The 18,453-nt window shown below is 64.6% G+C and carries 12 protein-coding genes and 1 tRNA gene; 8 read left to right on the top strand and 5 right to left on the bottom strand.

Annotation, left to right across the window (positions count from 1 at the left end; all coding sequences use genetic code 11):
- Window positions 1–13: 13 nt before the first annotated feature.
- The gene (gene purL, locus CCX87_RS08355; RefSeq protein WP_087745445.1) at window positions 14–4,054 is read right to left on the bottom strand and encodes a phosphoribosylformylglycinamidine synthase; all 4,041 of its coding nucleotides are present in this window, start codon (window positions 4,052–4,054) and stop codon (window positions 14–16) included.
- Window positions 4,055–4,258: 204 nt separating this feature from the next.
- Here purL and map point away from each other — a divergent pair, with 204 nt between their 5' ends.
- Window positions 4,259–5,074, top strand: coding sequence for a type I methionyl aminopeptidase (map, locus tag CCX87_RS08350; RefSeq protein WP_087745443.1), 816 nt, complete (start codon window positions 4,259–4,261; stop codon window positions 5,072–5,074).
- A 67-nt stretch (window positions 5,075–5,141) separates the two neighbouring features.
- Window positions 5,142–7,733: a [protein-PII] uridylyltransferase gene (locus CCX87_RS08345; RefSeq protein ID WP_087745441.1), complete on the top strand. Its 2,592-nt coding sequence runs from the start codon at window positions 5,142–5,144 to the stop codon at window positions 7,731–7,733.
- A gap of 75 nt (window positions 7,734–7,808) precedes the next feature.
- On the opposite strand, the gene CCX87_RS08340 is transcribed toward CCX87_RS08345, so the two are convergent.
- Window positions 7,809–8,126, bottom strand: a complete 318-nt coding sequence (locus tag CCX87_RS08340; RefSeq protein WP_024814890.1) for a single-stranded DNA-binding protein — start codon at window positions 8,124–8,126, stop codon at window positions 7,809–7,811.
- A gap of 632 nt (window positions 8,127–8,758) precedes the next feature.
- On the opposite strand from CCX87_RS08340, the gene dsrO reads away from it, so the two are divergent.
- The 6 genes from dsrO to CCX87_RS08310 all read left to right on the top strand — a co-directional run bounded on the left by dsrO (window position 8,759) and on the right by CCX87_RS08310 (window position 16,995).
- The gene (dsrO, locus tag CCX87_RS08335) at window positions 8,759–9,547 is read left to right on the top strand and encodes a sulfate reduction electron transfer complex DsrMKJOP subunit DsrO (protein WP_024814889.1); all 789 of its coding nucleotides are present in this window, start codon (window positions 8,759–8,761) and stop codon (window positions 9,545–9,547) included.
- A gap of 14 nt (window positions 9,548–9,561) precedes the next feature.
- Entirely contained in the window at window positions 9,562–10,602 is a 1,041-nt protein-coding gene (gene nrfD, locus CCX87_RS08330; RefSeq protein WP_087745439.1) for an NrfD/PsrC family molybdoenzyme membrane anchor subunit, read from the top strand.
- Window positions 10,603–10,722: 120 nt separating this feature from the next.
- Window positions 10,723–13,917: a tetrathionate reductase subunit A gene (locus CCX87_RS08325; RefSeq protein ID WP_369825249.1), complete on the top strand. Its 3,195-nt coding sequence runs from the start codon at window positions 10,723–10,725 to the stop codon at window positions 13,915–13,917.
- 61 nt (window positions 13,918–13,978) lie between these two features.
- The gene (locus CCX87_RS08320; protein ID WP_087745437.1) at window positions 13,979–14,656 is read left to right on the top strand and encodes a response regulator; all 678 of its coding nucleotides are present in this window, start codon (window positions 13,979–13,981) and stop codon (window positions 14,654–14,656) included.
- The gene (locus tag CCX87_RS08315; RefSeq protein WP_087745435.1) at window positions 14,653–16,122 is read left to right on the top strand and encodes an ATP-binding protein; all 1,470 of its coding nucleotides are present in this window, start codon (window positions 14,653–14,655) and stop codon (window positions 16,120–16,122) included. The genes CCX87_RS08320 and CCX87_RS08315 overlap by 4 nt, the downstream gene beginning before the upstream one ends.
- A gap of 15 nt (window positions 16,123–16,137) precedes the next feature.
- On the top strand, window positions 16,138–16,995 hold the full coding sequence (locus tag CCX87_RS08310) for a TlpA disulfide reductase family protein (RefSeq protein ID WP_087745433.1): 858 nt from the start codon (window positions 16,138–16,140) through the stop codon (window positions 16,993–16,995).
- A 472-nt stretch (window positions 16,996–17,467) separates the two neighbouring features.
- Here the strand turns inward: CCX87_RS08310 and CCX87_RS08305 are convergent.
- From CCX87_RS08305 to CCX87_RS08295, 3 genes are all read right to left on the bottom strand, one after another.
- Window positions 17,468–17,544: transfer RNA gene (locus CCX87_RS08305), tRNA-Pro, on the bottom strand.
- A 30-nt stretch (window positions 17,545–17,574) separates the two neighbouring features.
- Window positions 17,575–18,006 carry a MerR family transcriptional regulator gene (locus CCX87_RS08300; RefSeq protein WP_087745431.1) on the bottom strand — a complete coding sequence of 144 codons (432 nt, stop codon included), beginning with the start codon at window positions 18,004–18,006 and terminating at the stop codon, window positions 17,575–17,577.
- Between the two features lie 95 nt (window positions 18,007–18,101).
- Window positions 18,102–18,446: an integration host factor subunit alpha gene (locus CCX87_RS08295; RefSeq protein ID WP_087745429.1), complete on the bottom strand. Its 345-nt coding sequence runs from the start codon at window positions 18,444–18,446 to the stop codon at window positions 18,102–18,104.
- Window positions 18,447–18,453: the final 7 nt, after the last annotated feature.

Here is an 18,453-nt window from a genome sequence, read left to right as displayed (position 1 = left end):
GGTCAGAAAACGATCACCCCACCCACTTGCGGGCGTTGCGCCAGATGCGCATCCAGGGGCTCAGGGCACTCGGGTCGCCACTGGTCCAGCTCATCTGCACGTTGCGGAACACGCGCTCGGGGTGCGGCATCATGGCCGTAAAGCGTCCGTCGGCCGTGGTCACCGCTGTCAGGCCGCCCGCGCTGCCGTTGGGGTTGAACGGGTACTGCTCGGTGGCCGCGCCGTGGTTGTCCACAAAACGCATGGCCGCAATGGCCTGCGCCGCGTTGCCGCGGTATTTGAAGTTGGCATAGCCCTCGCCATGCGCCACGGCGATCGGCAGGCGGCTGCCGGCCATGCCCGCAAAGAACAGGCTGGGCGATTCGAGCACCTCCACCATGGACAGGCGGGCCTCGAAGCGCTCGCTCTGGTTGGTGGTGAAGCGCGGCCAGTCTTGCGCGCCGGGGATGATGTCGGCCAGCTCGGCAAACATCTGGCAGCCGTTGCACACACCGAGGCCAAACGTGTCGGTGCGACCAAAGAAGCCCTGGAACTGCGCAGCCAGCACCGGGTTGAAGGTAATGCTGCGCGCCCAGCCAATGCCCGCGCCCAGCGTGTCGCCGTAACTGAAACCGCCACAGGCCACCACGCCCTGGAAGTCTTCGAGCTTCACGCGGCCGGTCTGCAGGTCGGTCATGTGCACGTCGTAGGCCTCAAAACCCGCCTCGGTGAAGGCGTAGGCCATCTCCACATGCGAATTAACTCCCTGCTCGCGCAGGATGGCGACCTTGGGGCGCGCGAGTTTCAGGAACGGCGCGGCAACGTTGTCGGTCGCATCGAACGTGAGGTGCAGATGCATGCCGGGGTCGGTGGGCGCGCCTGCAGCGGCGTGCTCGGCGTCTGCATTGGCGGGGTTGTCGCGCTGCTGGCAGATCTTCCAGCTCACGGCATCCCACACCTGGTGCAGGTCGGCCAGCGGCGCGCTGAACACGGCCTTGGCATCGCGCCAGACCTGCAGCTGGCCCTTGCCGGCTTCGATGCTGGACGATGCCGGACGCGTCTTGCCCACAAAGTGGCTGAACTTCGACAGACCATGCTCGCGCAGCGTCTGCATGACCGCGTTGCGCTCTGCCGTGCGCACTTGCAGCACCACGCCCAGTTCTTCGTTGAACAGGGCCTTGAGTGTGAGCTCTTCGCGGCGCGCGCTCACCTGCTGCGCCCAGTTCTTGGCGTCGCCGGTTTCCATGCGGCTGTCGCTGATGCCGTCGCCCTCGGTCACGAGCATGTCCACGTTCAGGGCCACGCCCACATGGCCGGCAAAGGCCATTTCAGCCACTGCCGCCAGCAGGCCACCATCGCTGCGGTCGTGGTAGGCCAGGATCTGGCCCTTGGCGCGCAGCGCGTTCACGGCGTTGACGAGGTTCACCAGGTCTTGCGGGTCATCCACATCGGGCGCCACATCGCCGCTCTGGTCCAGTGTCTGGCCCAGGATGCTGCCGCCCATGCGGCTTTGGCCCTTGCCCAGGTCCACCAGCACCAGCGTGGTGTCGTCTTCGGTGGCGTTGAGCTGGGGCGTGAGCGTGCCGCGCACATCGGGCAGCGAGGCAAAGGCGCTCACGATCAGGCTCACGGGTGAGGTGACCTTTTTCTTTTCGCCGCCCGAACCGGATTCGCCTTGCGGCTCAGTCCACTGCGTGCGCATCGACAGGCTGTCCTTGCCCACAGGGATCGATATGCCCAACGCCGGGCACAGCTCCATGCCCACGGCCTTGACGGTGGCGTACAGGTCGGCATCCTCGCCGGGTTCGCCACAGGCGGCCATCCAGTTGGCACTGAGCTTCACGCGCGGCAGCTCAATCGGCGCGGCCAGCAGGTTGGTCAGCGCCTCGGCCACGGCCATGCGGCCCGAGGCGGGCGCGTTGATGGCGGCCAGCGGCGTGCGTTCGCCCATGCTCATGGCCTCACCGGCGAAGCCCTTGAAATCGGCCAGCGTGACGGCGCAATCGGCCACGGGCACCTGCCAGGGGCCGACCATCTGGTCGCGGTGGCTCAGGCCACCCACGGTGCGGTCGCCAATGGTGATGAGAAAGCGCTTGGACGCCACCGTGGGGTGGGCCAGCACGTCAATCACAGCCTTTTGCAGCGGCACGCCGGTCAAGTCCATCGGTGCGAACTGGCGCTCCACGGTCTTCACATCGCGGTGCATCTTGGGCGGCTTGCCCAGCAGCACGTTCATGGGCATGTCCACGGGCAGCTTCTGGTCGTCGGCCGTGGCGGCGGGGTCGTGCAGCACCAGCTGGCGTTCTTCAGTAGCCGTGCCGATCACGGCAAACGGGCAGCGCTCGCGCTCGCAAAAGGCCTTGAACTGCTCCAGCGATTCGGGCGCAATCGCCAGCACGTAGCGCTCTTGCGACTCGTTGCTCCAGATTTCCTTGGGCGCCATGCCCGATTCTTCGAGCTGCACCGCGCGCAGGTCAAAGCGTGCGCCACGGCCTGCGTCATTGGTCAGCTCGGGGAAGGCGTTCGAGAGGCCACCCGCGCCCACGTCGTGGATGGCGAGGATGGGGTTGGCCGCGCCCTGCGCCCAGCAGTGGTTGATGACCTCTTGCGCACGGCGCTCGATCTCGGGATTGCCGCGCTGCACCGAGTCGAAGTCCAGTTCGGCGGCATTGGTGCCGGTGGCCATGGAGCTGGCGGCGCTGCCGCCCATGCCGATGCGCATGCCGGGGCCGCCCAGCTGGATCAGCAGCGAGCCCGCAGGGAATTCGATTTTTTGGGTGAGCTCGGCGTCGATGACGCCCAGGCCGCCCGCGATCATGATGGGCTTGTGGTAGCCCCGGTCCACGCCCGCCACGGTCTGCTCGTACTCACGGAAGTAGCCCAGCAGGTTGGGCCGGCCGAACTCGTTGTTGAACGCGGCGCCGCCCAGCGGACCTTCCACCATGATCTGCAAGGGGCTGGCGATATGCTCGGGCTTGCCCAGCGTGCTGCCCCAGAGCTTGGACACCGTGAACCCCGTCATGCCGGCCTTGGGCTTGGAGCCACGGCCGGTGGCGCCCTCGTCACGGATTTCACCGCCCGCTCCGGTGGAGGCGCCCGGAAACGGCGATATCGCCGTGGGGTGATTGTGCGTCTCCACCTTCATCAGCACATGGTGGGTTGCGCTACTTTTTTGATAGCTGCTAGCGCTTGATGGATAAGCGCTAGATGCCATTTTGGCTACAAACCGCTCCACCTGATGGCCTTCCATGACCGATGCGTTGTCGGAATACGCCACCACCGTGTGCTGCGGCGCCAGCTGGTGCGTGTGGCGGATCATGCCGAACAGGCTCTTGTCTTGCGCCACGCCGTCGATGGTGAACTGCGCATTGAAGATTTTGTGGCGGCAGTGCTCGCTGTTGGCCTGCGCGAACATCATCAGCTCCACATCGGTGGGGTTGCGCGCCAGGCCCGTGAAGGCGGTCACGAGGTAGTCGATTTCGTCATCGGCCAGGGCCAGGCCAAAGCGGGTGTTGGCGGCCTCCAGGGCCTTCCTGCCTTGCTCAGGGCCACCGGACAGCACATCGACATGCTCCATGGGCGCCGGCTGCAGTTCGGTGAACAACGCGGCTGCAGCCGCACGGTCGGCCACCACGGATTCAGTCATGCGGTCATGCAGCAAGGCCGCCACCTGAGCCAGTTGCTCGGCGGTCAGCTCGGGCGCCTTGCCCAGCAGACCGGCCTTGAGGCTGATGCGGTATTCGGTGATGCGCTCGACCCGGCGAATGGCCAGGCCGCAGTTGCGCGCAATGTCGGTGGCCTTGGACGCCCAGGGCGACAGCGTGCCCAGGCGGGGCGTGACGATGATCACGGCGCCGTCTTCGGATCCCGCATACGGGTCGCCATAAGTCAGCAAGGCGGCCAGGCGCTCGCGCTCGGGGGCTGTGGGCGCGGCATCGGTCGCCACCAGGTGCACGAAGCGTGCCGCAATCCCGCTGATTTTGGGGTGAATGGCCTCCAGGGCGGGCTGAAGCTGCTGTGCGCGAAAGTTGCTGAGGGCGTTGCCGCCCGCCAGCGTGGTCATGTGCAAGGTCACGGTAGCGGCCTGTTCGGAATGTGAGAGGGGGTAAGGCGCGCCGGTCCTCCTGCATCACCGGGCTCGCCCCTCCTGCAAAGGTGGTCGCTGCCCGGCCTGATGACGCAAGGGATGCTTGTAGCGCAGCCTGCCATTTTACCGGGAGCGGGGCACAGCCCATGCCCTTGACCAGCAAGGCTTGGGGGGCGATGGGATAATTGCGGCATGAGCATCACCATCAAAACCGCAGAAGACATCGCCGGCATGCGCGAAGCCTGCCGCCTGGCCTCTGAAGTGCTGGACTACATCGCACCGCACATCAAACCCGGCATCACCACCAAGGAAATCGACCGCCTGGGCGCCGAATGCATGGCCGCGCAGGGCACCATTTCTGCCACCGTGGGCTACCAGCCGCCGGGCTATCCGCCCTACCCTGGCTCGCTGTGCACCTCGGTCAACCATGTGGTGTGCCATGGCATCCCCAATGACAAGCCGCTGAAAAAGGGCGACATCGTCAATGTGGATGTCACCGTGATCACCAAGGACGGCTGGTTTGGCGACAACAGCCGCATGTACCTGATCGGCGAGTGCTCGATTGCCGCCAAGCGCCTGTCTGCGCTCACCTATGACGCGATGTGGCTGGGCATCCAGCAGGTGCGCCCCGGTGCACACCTGGGCGACATTGGCCACGCCATTCAAAAATTTGCCGAAGGGCATGGTTTTTCGGTGGTGCGCGAGTTCTGCGGCCACGGCATCGGCAAGGTGTTCCACGAAGAGCCCCAGGTGCTGCACTACGGCCGCCCCGGCACGCTGGAAGAACTCCAGCCCGGCATGGTGTTCACCATCGAGCCCATGATCAATGCCGGCCGGCGCGAGATCAAGGAGTTCGGCAACGACGGCTGGACCATCGTCACCAAGGACCACAGCCTGTCGGCCCAGTGGGAGCACACGGTGCTGGTCACCGAAACGGGCTACGAGGTGATGACGCTCTCGGCCGGATCTCCCCCGCTGCCGGCCTTTGTGACCGCCACAAAAACCTGAAGCGCCTGCGCGCACGACTCTTGCTTGTACAGGTCATGGCCCACCGCTTCCTTCATTGCCCTTGCCCATGACCGAAATTCACGCCCTGCGGAACGCCTACCGCCGCGACAAGACGGCCCTGCTCGCCTCCATGCAGGCTACCGGCGCCTCGACCCGCGGCATCCGCCTGATGCTGCGCAAGCTCTCCACCCTGGCGGGCGGGCTGCTGCAGGCACTATGGCGGCGCGCCCAGCTCCCCGCCGACCTGGCCCTGGTGGCCGTGGGCGGCTTCGGGCGGGATGAGCTGTTTCCTTATTCCGATGTCGATGTATTGCTGCTGCTGCCCGAAGGTTGCACAACAGAGTCGGGGTGCCAGTTGCGCGCCCAACTGGAGAGCTTCATTGGCAGCTGCTGGGATGCGGGCCTGGAAATTGGCTCCAGCGTGCGCACCGTGGCGGAATGCCTGGCCGAAGCGGCGCAGGATGTGACGGTGCAGACCTCGCTGCTGGAGGCCCGCCTGATTTGCGGCAATGGGGCACTGTTTGCACAGTTCCAGCAGCAATACCGCGCACAGATGAACCCGCAGGCATTTCTGGTGGCCAAGACACTGGAGATGCGCCAGCGGCACACCAAATACGAAAACACGCCGTACGCGCTGGAACCCAACTGCAAGGAGTCGCCCGGGGGCCTGCGCGACCTGCAGATGATTTTGTGGGTGGCCAGTGCCGCCGGCCTGGGCCATACCTGGAAAGAGCTGACTGCCAGCGGCCTGGCCACGGCGTTCGAAGTGCGGCAGATCGAGCGCAACGAGGCCCTGCTGTGCCTGGTGCGGGCACGCCTGCACGCCATTGCTGGGCGCCATGAAGACCGGCTGGTGTTCGACCTGCAGACAGCAGTGGCCGAATCGTTTGGCTACCGCTCGCAAGCTCCGGATGGCACGGGCCTGCCCATGCGCGCCAGCGAAGCCCTGATGCGCCGCTATTACTGGGCGGCCAAGGCCATGTCGCAACTCAGCCAGATCCTGCTGCTCAACATCGAAGAGCGCCTGAACCCCTCGACCCACGCGCCGCGCCCCATCAACGCGCGCTTTTTCGAGAAAGCCGGGCTCATCGAGGTGGCCAGCGATGACCTGTACGAGCGCGATCCACACGCGATTCTGGAAACCTTCTTGCTGCACCAGACGACTTCCGGGCTCAAGGATCTTTCAGCCCGCACCCTGCGTGCGCTCTACAACGCGCGCGGCGTGATGGATGGCGCCTTCCGGCGCGACCCGGTCAACCGCGCCGCGTTCATGCGCATCCTGCAGCAACCCTCGGGCATCACGCATGCCATGCGGCTGATGAACCAGACCTCGGTGCTGGGGCGCTATCTGTGGGCGTTTCGCGGCATCGTGGGGCAGATGCAGCACGACCTGTTCCATGTGTACACGGTGGACCAGCACATCCTGATGGTGTTGCGCAACATGCGCCGCTTCTTCATGGCTGAGCACACGCACGAGTACCCGTTTTGCTCGCAGCTTGCCGCTGGCTGGGACAAACCATGGATTCTTTATGTGGCGGCCCTTTTCCACGACATCGGCAAGGGCCGCGGCGGCGACCATTCGCAGATCGGCGCCATGGAAGTGCGGCGCTTTTGCCGACAGCATGGCGTGGACCGCGAAGATGCCCGGCTCATCGAGTTCCTGGTGCGCGAGCACCTCACCATGAGCACGGTGGCGCAAAAGCAGGACCTGAGTGATCCGGACGTGATTGCCGCCTTTGCCCAACGTGTCGGCAATGAGCGCAACCTCACGGCCATGTACCTGCTCACGGTGGCAGACATCCGTGGCACCAGCCCCAAGGTCTGGAACGCCTGGAAAGGCAAGCTGCTGGAAGACCTGTACCGCGCCACCCTGCGCACGCTGGGTGGCCGGGCCCCCGACGCAGCCGCCGAGATCGAGGCCCGCAAGCGCGAGGCGCTGGTGTTGCTGGCACTCAACGCCCTGCCCTTCGAGGCGCACAAGGCGCTGTGGGCAACGCTGGATGTGAGCTACTTCATGCGCCACGAGGCGGCCGACATTGCATGGCACACCCGCCACCTCTCTCGCCATGTCGGCGCACCCCAGCCCGTGGTGCGCGCGCGCCAGTCGCTCGCGGGCGAGGGATTGCAGGTGATGGTTTACGCGCCCGATCAGGCAGACCTGTTTGCCCGCATCTGCAGCTACTTTGACCGTGCCGGCTTCAGCATTCTGGATGCACGCGTGCACACGGCCAACAACGGCCATGCGCTCGACACCTTCCAGGTGGTGGCCTCTGCCCAGCCAGGCCATTACCGCGAACTCACGCACATGGTCGAAAGCGACCTGATGCGCGCCATCGAAACCGGTGGCCCGCTGCCCGAGCCGGCCGTGCGGCGCGTGTCACGCCGCGTCAAGAGCTTTCCGGTGGCACCAAGGGTGACCTTGCGCCCCGACGAAAAAGCCCAGCGCTGGCTGCTGGGCATCTCGGCCAGCGACCGCGCCGGTTTGCTTTATCTGGTGGCGCGCGTGCTGGCACGCCACCAGCTCAGCGTGCAACTGGCCAAGGTGAGTACGCTGGGGGAACGTGTCGAAGACACCTTTCTGATCCAGGGACCCGAGCTGCAAAGCAACGCGCGGCAGATCGAGATCGAGACCGAGTTGCTGCAGGCGCTCTCGGCCTGAGCGAGTCTGAATGTGTGCCCGGGTGTCCGCCCGCCGACGCAGTGTTGACGGGTGGGCCCAGGCATCTCCAGGCGATCACGCCGGGTGGCTGTCGCTGGCGTCGTAAGCGGTCAGCACACGGTGCGCCACCATGTCCAGAGCAGGCCGGGTGTTGCCCTGCTTGTCTGTCCAGACCCGTGGCGTAAGCCCACCGGCCAGGGCAATGGGTTCGCCCTCTCCCAGCGCCTGCAGGGCCGAGCACACAGCGGGCTCAAAACCGATCACATTCACGATCAGCGTTTCGCCATCGCCACTGGCGGCCAGCACCTTGGCCACGGCAAAGGGCTTGCCTGCCTTGTCGATGCGCTGTTCCGCCGGCCCAAAAAGCTTTCCGGCAACAAGTCCACTGATCATGAGATTTCCAATTGGGGGAATAAGAACGGTGCCACGCAGGTTGACCCTGAACGCGTGTAAAAAAGCCCAAAGCCAATTGGCCAGGGACTTTGGGTAGTTTGCCATCCACTTGCCAACCATGGCAGGCGCGGCGGGGCTCCAACTGCGCGCACACACCCAAGGCAATGCGTTGAAACAGGATTTTTGAAGTGGTCGCAGGCTTGCGGCAACGACTCCAGAAAATCAGCCCCAAACCCGCCCCAACGCGGATTCTGTCACAGATCTTCGCCCTCTTTTGCCCCCATCCAAGCCCACTTTTGTCGGGTCGGAGGGGCGCAGCGGCCAGCTGGCGAGCCGGCAAAGAGCCCCCCCGCTTCCCAAACGACTGCCCGGTAGCCATTGCTCATCGGGTCTGGCCACAGCCACACTGAAAACGGCCGCCAATCCTGGGTTCAATCGCCGGGAGCAAATCGCCTGGCATTCCGCAGCAATACACTCAAGATTATTTAATATTTCATTAATATATGAATATTAAAATCATAAGTTTTGCATAAAATTAAACACAAAATATTAACTTGTTTGCTTGACATACATCAACACAATATATATCCGCGGAAGAAATAATAATCGAAACAGAATATCAGGTAATGTTTATGTCCACACCCACACCCTCCCCTCGTCCCCAAGCCTTGAACACGCCGCAACTTGGCAAGCGCACGTTCCTGCAGGAGCTTGTGGGCATGGCCACGGCTTTTGGCTTGGCAGGTGCCGGCCACGCTGCCAGCCCTTCCGCCACCACCCAGCCCCCGCGCCGCCCTGGCATGGAGGGCAAACGCTTCGGCATGCTGGTGGACATGCGCAAGTGCATCGGCTGTCAGGCCTGCACGGTGAGCTGCTCGGTGGAAAACCTGCCACCTATCGGCCAGTTCCGCACCACGGTGCTGCAGTACGAGATCGACAAGCCCGGCGGCGCGGCACCCGCCATGGTCAGCCTGCCACGCCTGTGCAACCACTGCGACGAGCCGCCCTGCGTGCCCGTGTGTCCGGTGCAGGCCACCTTTCAGCGCACCGACGGGATCGTGCTGGTGGACAACGAGCGCTGCGTGGGCTGCGGTTATTGCGTGCAGGCCTGCCCCTACGATGCACGCTTCATCAACCACGAGACGCAAACGGCCGACAAGTGCACCTTTTGCGAGCACCGGCTGGAAGTCGGACTGCTGCCGGCCTGCGTGGAAAGCTGCGTGGGCGGCGCGCGGGTGATCGGCGACCTGAACGACCAGGACAGCGAGATCAACCGCCGCATGGCCGAGCACAAGGATGAGATCAAGGTGCTCAAGCCCGGCATGAACACGGCGCCGCGCGTGTACTACATCGGCCTGCCCGACGAGTTCGTCAACGGCGTGGACGGCCAGGCCAGCGTGCGCCTGGTGTCCGAGCACTAACGAAGGAGCCGACCATGCAGATCATCGAACTTCTGACCCCGCATTACGAAGCCGCCTGGCTGCCTTGGGCAGTGCAGTATTTCTTTCTGGCCGGTGTGGCCACGGGTGCAGCCCTGCTTACCGCCTTGTGCAGCTGGGGCTCAACCGGCAGCTCCTTGCAGCGCCTGCTGCCGGTGGCCGTGCTGACGCTTGCCGTCAGCGCCATTGCCGCGCCCGTGTCGCTGCTGGCCGACCTGCATCAGCCTGCCCGTTTTTGGCACTTCTATGCCCATTTCACGCCCTGGTCGTGGATGTCGGTGGGCGCGCTGCTGCTGCCGGTGTTTGTCATGCTGTCCGTGGCCCTGTGCGCCAGCTGGTGGCTGGGCAAGACCCACTGGATGCGCCTGCTGTCTCCGCTGCTGGTGCTCTCGGCGCTGTCCATTACGGTCTATACAGGTGCCGAAATGATGGCAGTGCGCTCACGCCCGCTGTGGAACACGATGTGGGTACCGGTCAACCTGGCGCTTACCGGCTGGCTGGCCACGGTGGGCGTGGCCTTCGTGCTGGAGCGCTTCTTGCCCGCCGCGCTGCGCCCCGGTGCCGCCGCCCTGCAGTTGCTTCGCGGCTTGGGGCTGGCACTGGCCGCTGCGCTGGTGGCCGTGGCCACGGCCTGGGCGTTGACGGGGATGAACGGTGGCAGTCCGTCCTTCGACGCAGCGCTGCGCCTGTGGAACGACTTCCCCGTCTGGCGCATGACCATGGTGGGTTCTGCCATTGGCGGCGCAGCCGTGGTGGGTGCGCTGCTGCGTGGCCGCCATCGGCTGGGTGCCAGAGGCTACACGCTGGTGCTGGGCCTGGGGCTGGCTGCCAGCGCCTGGGTCTTCCGCTGGGCACTGTTCATGGGCGTGCAGGGGGTTCCGAAGTTTGGCGCAGGCCTGTACCTGTACCACATGCCATTGGGCGGCGACGGCCTCTTGGGCATGGTCGGCGTGGCCGGACTGTGCGTGGCGCTGGTGGCGCTGGCCAGCTGGGCACTGGAGCTGTTTCCCGCCCGTCAGGCCAAGGCAGTCGCCTGACGGTGATCCTTGCCTTAGATATCCATTCAAATTGGCATAAAACCCAATGCAGACAAGCGCTAGCAGCTATATAAATAATAGCATTAGATGGCTGCTGCGCTGACCTGAAAGAGACTTCCCATGACCGACAAAAACCAACCTCCCGTTCCTCAACACGCTGGCAGCACTGACACCAGCCCCGAAATGAACCGCCGCCGCATGCTGCTGCGCGGCGGCGCCGTGGCCGGTGGCCTGGCTGCGTTTGCCGCCGGATACGGCGAGACGGTGGTCAAGGGAGCCAAGGGCCTGGTTACGGGCACATCCGGCACACCCACCAAAAGCGCCACACGCGGAAACGCACTGACACCAGAGTTCCGCATCGACCCCGTGACGGGCCAGCTCACCACCCAGCCTGGCCAGGTGGTCAGCCCCAGCAGCTGCCTGGGCTGCTGGACACAGTGCGGTATCCGTGTGCGTGTCGACACCGGGCACAACCAAATCCTGCGCGTCGCCGGCAACCCCTACCACCCGCTGGCCACCACGCACCATGCACCCATGGAAACGCCGGTGCGTGAGGTGTACGCCATGCTGGGCGGCGACAACGGCCTGGAAGGCCGCGCCACCAGCTGTGCGCGCGGCTCGGCCATGTTCGAGCACCAGACCGCACCGCATCGCGTGCTGCAGCCGCTCAAGCGGGTGGGCCCGCGCGGCTCGGGCCAATGGAAGACCATCGCGTTCGAGGATCTGGTCAAGGAAATCTGTGAAGGCGGCGACCTGTTCGGCGAAGGCCATGTGGACGGACTGCGGGCCATCCGCGATGTGCAAACGCTGATCGACCCCGAGAACCCCGAATACGGCCCAAAGGCCAACCAGCTACTGGTGACCGATGCCTCCAACGAAGGTCGCACGCCCTTGATCAACCGCTTTGCCCGCCAGTCTTTTGGCACCGTGAACGTGTCCAACCACGGCGCCTACTGCGGCCAGACCTACCGGGTGGGCACGGCAGCCGCCTTGGGCAACCTTGCCGGCATGCCCCACGGCAAGCCAGACTGGAAGTACTCGCGTTTCGGCCTGTTTATCGGCACCGCGCCGGCACAGGCTGGCAACCCCTTTCAGCGAATGGGACGTGAGCTGTCCGAGGCACGCTCGCGTGCACAGAACACGTACCAGTACGTGGTTGTCTCGCCCATCCTGCCCATGTCCTCCAGCCATGCGGCAGGTGACAACAACCGCTGGTTGCCCATCAAGCCCACCACCGATCTCGCTCTGGTCATGGGCATGATCCGCTGGATCATTGACAACGAGCGCTACGACGCCCGGTTCCTCAGCCAGCCCGGTCCGTCCGCCATGGCCGCCGCAGGCGAGGCCGCGTGGAGCAACGCCAGCCACCTGCTGATCAACGATGCGAAGCATCCGCGTTACGGGCAGTTCTTGCGCGGAGCGGACTTGGGGCTGCCCCTGCCCGAGCCGGTGGACGAGAAAACACCCGCCGAAGATGTGTATGTGGTGCAACTGGCCGACGGCAGCCTTGCCCCGCACACCGTGGCCCAGCCCGCTGAGCTGGTGGTGCAGCGCGACTTCACCCCGATCAAGGCAGCCGACGCCACCGAGGAGCCCGCGCCGATGGCCGTCTGCACATCGTTCGTCAAACTGCGCGAAGAAGCGCGGCGCCAGACGCTGCAGGAATACTCGGACAAGTGCGGCGTGCCGGTGAAGGACATTGAAGATCTGGCGCGCGAATTCACCAGCCACGGCAAGCAGGCCGTGGCCAACTCGCACGGCGGCACCATGAGCGGTGCAGGTTTTTACACCGCCTACGCCATCGCCATGCTGAACAACCTGATCGGCAACCTCAACGTCAAGGGCGGCTGGGTTCTTGATGCCGGCCCCTTCGGCCCCTTTGGCCCTGGCCCGCGCTACAACTTTGCGCAGTTCCCTGGCGCGGTCAAACCCACGGGTGTGGCCCTTTCACGCACGCGCTTCCCCTACGAAAAAACCAGCGAATTCAAACGCAAAAAGGAAGCCGGCCAGAACCCCTATCCCGCCAAGGCTCCGTGGTATCCCGCCCCCGGGGGCATGAGCAGCGAAATGCTGGCCGCCGGCCTGCTGGGCTACCCCTACCCGGTGAAGGCGTGGGTCAACCACATGAGCAACCCGGTGTATGCCATCTGCGGTTTCGAGAACACGCTGGTGGACGCCATCAAAGACCCGAAGAAGCTGCCGCTGTTCATCTCGGTGGACCCGTTCATCAACGAGACCTCGGCCCTGGCCGACTACATCGTGCCCGACACCGTGACCTACGAGAGCTGGGGCATCGGCGCCCCATGGGCCGACGTGGTTGCCAAGAGCTCTACCGTGCGCTGGCCCGTGGTCGAACCCGCCACCGCCAGGACCACCGACGGCAAGCCCGTGAGCTTTGAAAGCTTCGTGTTCGCTGTCGCCAAACAGCTGGGCCTTCCCGGCTTCGGCAAGAACGCCATGAGCACCAAAGAGGGCGAACCGCTGGACCTGGAGTCGTCCGAAGACTTCTACCTGCGTGGCATGTGCAACATTGCCTACCAGGCCGGCAAGCCTGTGCCCGAAGCCAGCGAGGACGACATCGCCATCACCGGCCTCACCCGCTGGATGCCCGATCTGGAAAAGCGCCTCAAACCCGAGGAAGTGCGCCGCGTTGCCATGGTGATGAGCCGCGGCGGGCGCTTCGACAAGATCGACGACGCCTGGAATGGCGAACAGGTCAAGGCCGCCCACAAGTTCCCGGTGCAGCTTTGGCACGAAGGCCTGGCCAAGATGCGCCACTCGATGACAGGCGAGCGCTACGTGGGCTGCCCCACCTGGTACCCCACCCGCTTTGCCAGCGGTACGAGCATGCGCGAGCATTTCCCCGAAAGCGACTGGCCGCTCACCCTGAGCTCCTACAAATCCAACCTGATGAGCTCGATGTCGATTGCGGCCTCGCGCCTGCGCCAGGTGCACCCACACAACCCCATCAGCCTCAACAGGGACGACGCGGCCCGGCTGGGCATTGCCAACGGCGACCGCATCGAGGTCAGCACCCCCGGAGCGCGTGTGCAAGGCGTGGCACTGGTGCGTGGGGGCATTGCACAGGGGGCAGTGGCCATCGAATACGGTTACGGACACAAGCAACTGGGTGCCGTGGCCCATACCGTGGATGGCAAGCTCACCGCCCACAACCCGCAGCACGGTCAGGGCGTGAATCTGAACAGCCTGGGCTTTGCCGACCCTACGCGGCCCGCCAAGGACAACGTCTGGATTGACTGGGTGTCGGGCGCGGTGGTTCGGCAGGGGCTGCCGGTCAAAGTGCGGCGCGTGTAAGGGAGGCCGGCCAGCAGGGCCGCCTTCCTACAATGCACGCACTCCCCCACAGCCGCACTCCATGCACATTCTGATCGTCGAAGACAACACCCTGGTTGCCAGCGGCATCCAGACCGGGCTGGAACTGCATGGCTTCACCAGCGACACGGCGGCCAGCGTGGCCCAGGCCAGAGCCCACATGGCCCGCCGTGACTTTGATGCCTGCGTGCTGGACCTGGGCCTGCCCGATGGCGACGGCATCGACCTGCTGCGCCACTGGCGCGCGCAGGGGCGGGATGTGCCGGTGCTCATCCTCACCGCACGCGGCACCATCGAGGACAAGATGGCCGGTTTTCAGACGGGCACCGATGACTACCTGACCAAGCCCTTCGATCTGCAGGAGCTGGTGATGCGACTGCGCGCGTTGCTGCGCCGCGCGGGCGGGCGTGCCGGCGATCTGATGATGCTGGGCGACTGCCAGGTCAACATGGCGACGGGCGAGATCTCCCGCGAAGGCAAGCCCGTGGAGATTGCGCGCCGCGAATGGGCGCTGCTGTCGGCACTGGTGCAGGCGCGCGGGCGCGTGCTGAGCCCGGCGCAGCTGCACAACAGTCTCTATGGACTGGACCTGGACGTGGGCAGCAACACCGTCAACGTGCACGTGCACCACCTGCGCAAGAAGCTGGGTGCCGACGTGATCGACACCGTGCGCGGTCAAGGTTTTCGCCTTGGCGCCCGCTACTGCGACAGCACGACATGACGCCCCTGCCGAAAAGTCTGCGCCTGCGTTTGGTGCTGGGCCTGAGCCTCACCATGTGCCTCATCTGGGGCGGCGTGGCGGCCTGGCAATTCACCAACATGCAGCGCGAACTGCGCACCATGCTGGACGATCGGCTGATCGCCTCGGCCCGAATGGTGGCAGGCATCGTGGTGCAGTTCCAACCCATGCAACTGGCCACCGCACCGCGTGCGCAAAACGATGCACTGCTCTCGGTGATAGCGCGCGATGGCGTGGCCTGCGAGGTGAGCCTGGTTCGCAGCGAGGTGGATTTTTTGCCCATCGCCAGAACCAACAATATTCCTGACATGGCGTCCGCAGGCAGCGCGGGTTTTGGCCAGATCACCAAGGGCGGAAAGCAGTGGCGCACCTATGTGCTGGAGGAAAACGGCGTGCGCGTGGCCACCGCCGACCGGCTGGACATGCGCGATCATCTGGTGCAGACCTTCCTGCGCTCGCTGGTGCTGCCTTTTGCCCTGGCGCTTGTCGGCGTCCTGCTGCTCACGTGGTGGATCTGCACGCTCAGCCTGCAGCCACTGCAGCGTTTGCGCGACGAGCTGGCTGAACGCCCGCCGCAAGACCCAACGCCCGTCAAGTCAGGCCACGACATCAAGGAACTGGCCCCGCTCGTCGACAGCCTGAACCAGCTGCTGGAGCGCATGGACGCCAGCATTGAACATGAACGCCGCTGGACCACAGATGCGGCACACGAGCTGCGCACCCCCCTCACGGCCATCAAGACCCATGTGCAAGTCGCGCAAATGGCGCTGGCTGCCAATACACCGAATGCCCCGCAGGACAGGGTGGCCAACGCCTTGCGCCAGGCGGGTGAGGGCATCGACCACATGCACGCAACGCTGGAGCAGCTACTGCAGCTGGCTCGCGTGGAAACGGCCACTGCCGGCGACACGCGCCACACAGTGGGTACCGATATTGCGCAAGCCTTTCGACTGGCCTGCCGGCAATCCCTGCACCGCGCCAAAAACGAAGGCAGCGCAGTGCCCGCCATAACGCTGGACGCGCGCGAGGTGCCGTCCGAGCCCGCGGCCTGGGAAACCGTCCAGTTGCCCCTGGCGCCGGCGCTGCTGACCTGCGCCATCACCAACCTTGTAGACAACGCACTGCGCTACCACCGTGGCCCGACATCCGTGAGCGCCACGCTGCAATGGCACGCAGGCACCGCTGGCGACGGGCAGGTGGAAATTTGCGTGCGTGACCAGGGGCCGGGCCTCACGGCAGATGAATGCGGGCAGGCGCTGAAGCGCTTTTGGCGCAAGTCTGGCAGCGATCCGGGCAGTGGACTGGGGCTGACCATCGTGCACCGCATCGCAGAAAGTGCGGGCGGCACGCTGGTGCTGGAGCCCGGCACACCCGGCCTGGTCGCCCGGCTGCGGCTGCCCACTTGCGCTGCAGATGCCGCCCCTGCGCATGGCATTGCACCAGGCTGAAAAGGACTGACGACCATGGAACGCATGCTGCATTTAGGCCCGCTGGTGCTGCCCTGGGCACTGCTCATCATGCTGGCCGGCTGGCAACTGGGCGTCTGGGTGCATGAACGCCTGTCCGTGCGCCGGGGCCTTGCGCCCGGCCCGCACGGCTGGCGAATGGCTCTTGTGGCGCTGCTGGCAGCGCGCCTGGGCTTTGTGCTGCGCTACACCGATGAATATGTCGCTGCACCCTGGTCGATCATCAACATCCGCGACGGTGGCTGGGAACCCTGGGCCGGCCTGGGTGCCGCCCTGCTCTACTGCACCGTGTTGTGGTTGCGGCGCAGCCCCTGGCGCCGGCCTGCAACGGCAGGTCTGGCCACGTTCACTGCCGTCTGGCTGGCGGGCCTGGCGCTGCTGCACGCCACGGCCCCACCACGCGTGGCAGACCTGCCACCCTGGCACGGCGTGGCACTGGATGCGCGCACCGTCTCACTGCCAGATCTGCGCGGCCAACCCGTGGTGGTGAATCTATGGGCCAGCTGGTGCCCGCCCTGCAGGCGCGAGATGCCGGTGCTGCTGCAAGCGCGCAATGCAAAGCCACAAATCCGCTTCCTGTGGGTCAACCAAGGCGAGGCGCCCGATGTCGTCTCACGCTTTGCCACCCAGCATGGCTTGCCGCATGCCGATGTGGTGCTGGACCAAGCCTCCCAGCTGGGCAGCAGCCTGGGCTACAAGGCCCTGCCCACAACGCTGTTCTATGACGGCCAGGGCCGATTGGCCGCAGTGCGCGCGGGTGAGCTGTCTGCCGCAACGCTGGCAGACAACCTGGCGCTGATCTCCAGCCCCATGATTCCCATGATTCCCGCGAGTCCCGCGAGTCCCGCCAAATGACCACAGTGGCGTGCAAATAGCCACCCGACACCCTCATCAGAAAACCTGCTGCTCGAAGCTCGCTTGAGCTTGCAGGTACCGGGTATCAAGGGTGGTGCGGTTGGCCTTGAACCGTTCACAGGCCGCCTGCCAGTTCAATCGCACCAGGTTTTATCGCTTGTGCCCACGTCAGCGTTCTACATGCGCATGCACATGCACATGCACGTGCACGTGCACGTGCATTGAGCCTTGCCAGCGGCGTAGTCTTCATGCCCACGCAACACAGCTGCGATTTCGTCGTTATCAACGCATGGGCTCACGATTCAAGCTCTCCGCTTGCATTCCGCATTCCGCATCTGGCAGCGCACATGCGCTGGTGCGTCATCACGCTCACCGTGAGCAGCGCGTGGCCCGGCGCACCTGCTTTGTGTGCCCATCCCTGGCACAAAGCAAAAAAGCCCAGAACCTTTCGGCTCTGGGCTTTTGCTATCAATGGTCGGCGTGGCGGGATTCGAACTCGCGACCCCTTGCACCCCATGCAAGTGCGCTACCTGGCTGCGCTACACGCCGACAAGACTTAAATTATATACAGAAAATTCTTCAGTTCAGGGAAAGCAATGCACGAATTTCAAATAATTCCTGGCGCACCGCATTGCTGTCGAACAAACCGCCAAGCACATCAGTGCCCGCGCCTTGGGCGATGTCTGCGCCCGTGCGCATGGACACCAATTCCGACATCAACACCGGTGGCAGCGGCGCTTCATCGTGCGCGGAAGGCACTGGATCCTGCAAGCGATTGCGCGCCCCGCTGATGGTGAAGCCCTGGTCGTACAGCAAGTCGCGGATGCGTCGGATCATCAGCACCTCGTGGTGCTGGTAATACCGGCGGTTGCCTCGCCGTTTCATGGGCCGCAACTGGGTGAATTCCTGCTCCCAATAGCGCAGGACATGTGGCTTGACGCCACACAACTCCGCAACTTCACCAATCGTGAAGTACCGCTTGGCGGGAATGGATGGAAGCTGGGTGCCCATGGGTGGTGATTCGGACGAAAAGCTGACTAGCGTACTGCAGACGCCCTGTAAACGCCAGACCGCATTGGCAATTCAGTTGCCAGTTGGATCAAAACTCACACCAAAGCCAAAGCCGGAACCGAAGCAGCAGACTGGATTTGCTCCTTGAGTTTGCTGCTGGCATGAAAAGTCACCACCCTGCGCGCCTGGATGGGAATGGCTTCACCGGTGCGCGGGTTTCGGCCCGGTCGCGGCGCCTTGGTCCGGATCTGGAAGTTGCCAAAACCCGAAAGCTTGACGTCCTTGCCGTCCACCAGGCGTTGCGCAATCAGGTCAAAGAAAGCGTCGATCATGTCCTTGGACTCGCGCTTGTTCAACCCGATCTGATCGAACAGCAGGTCGGCCAGTTGCGCCTTGGTCAGCGCAGGGGTTTCGATACTTTCTACCGCAAATTCAATCACGTAGGCG

The organism is Acidovorax sp. T1, assembly GCF_002176815.1.
GTDB lineage: Bacteria > Pseudomonadota > Gammaproteobacteria > Burkholderiales > Burkholderiaceae_C > Acidovorax.
The sequence above is the reverse complement of the archived record's forward strand: the minus strand, read 5'-3'. Positions and strand labels throughout refer to the sequence as shown.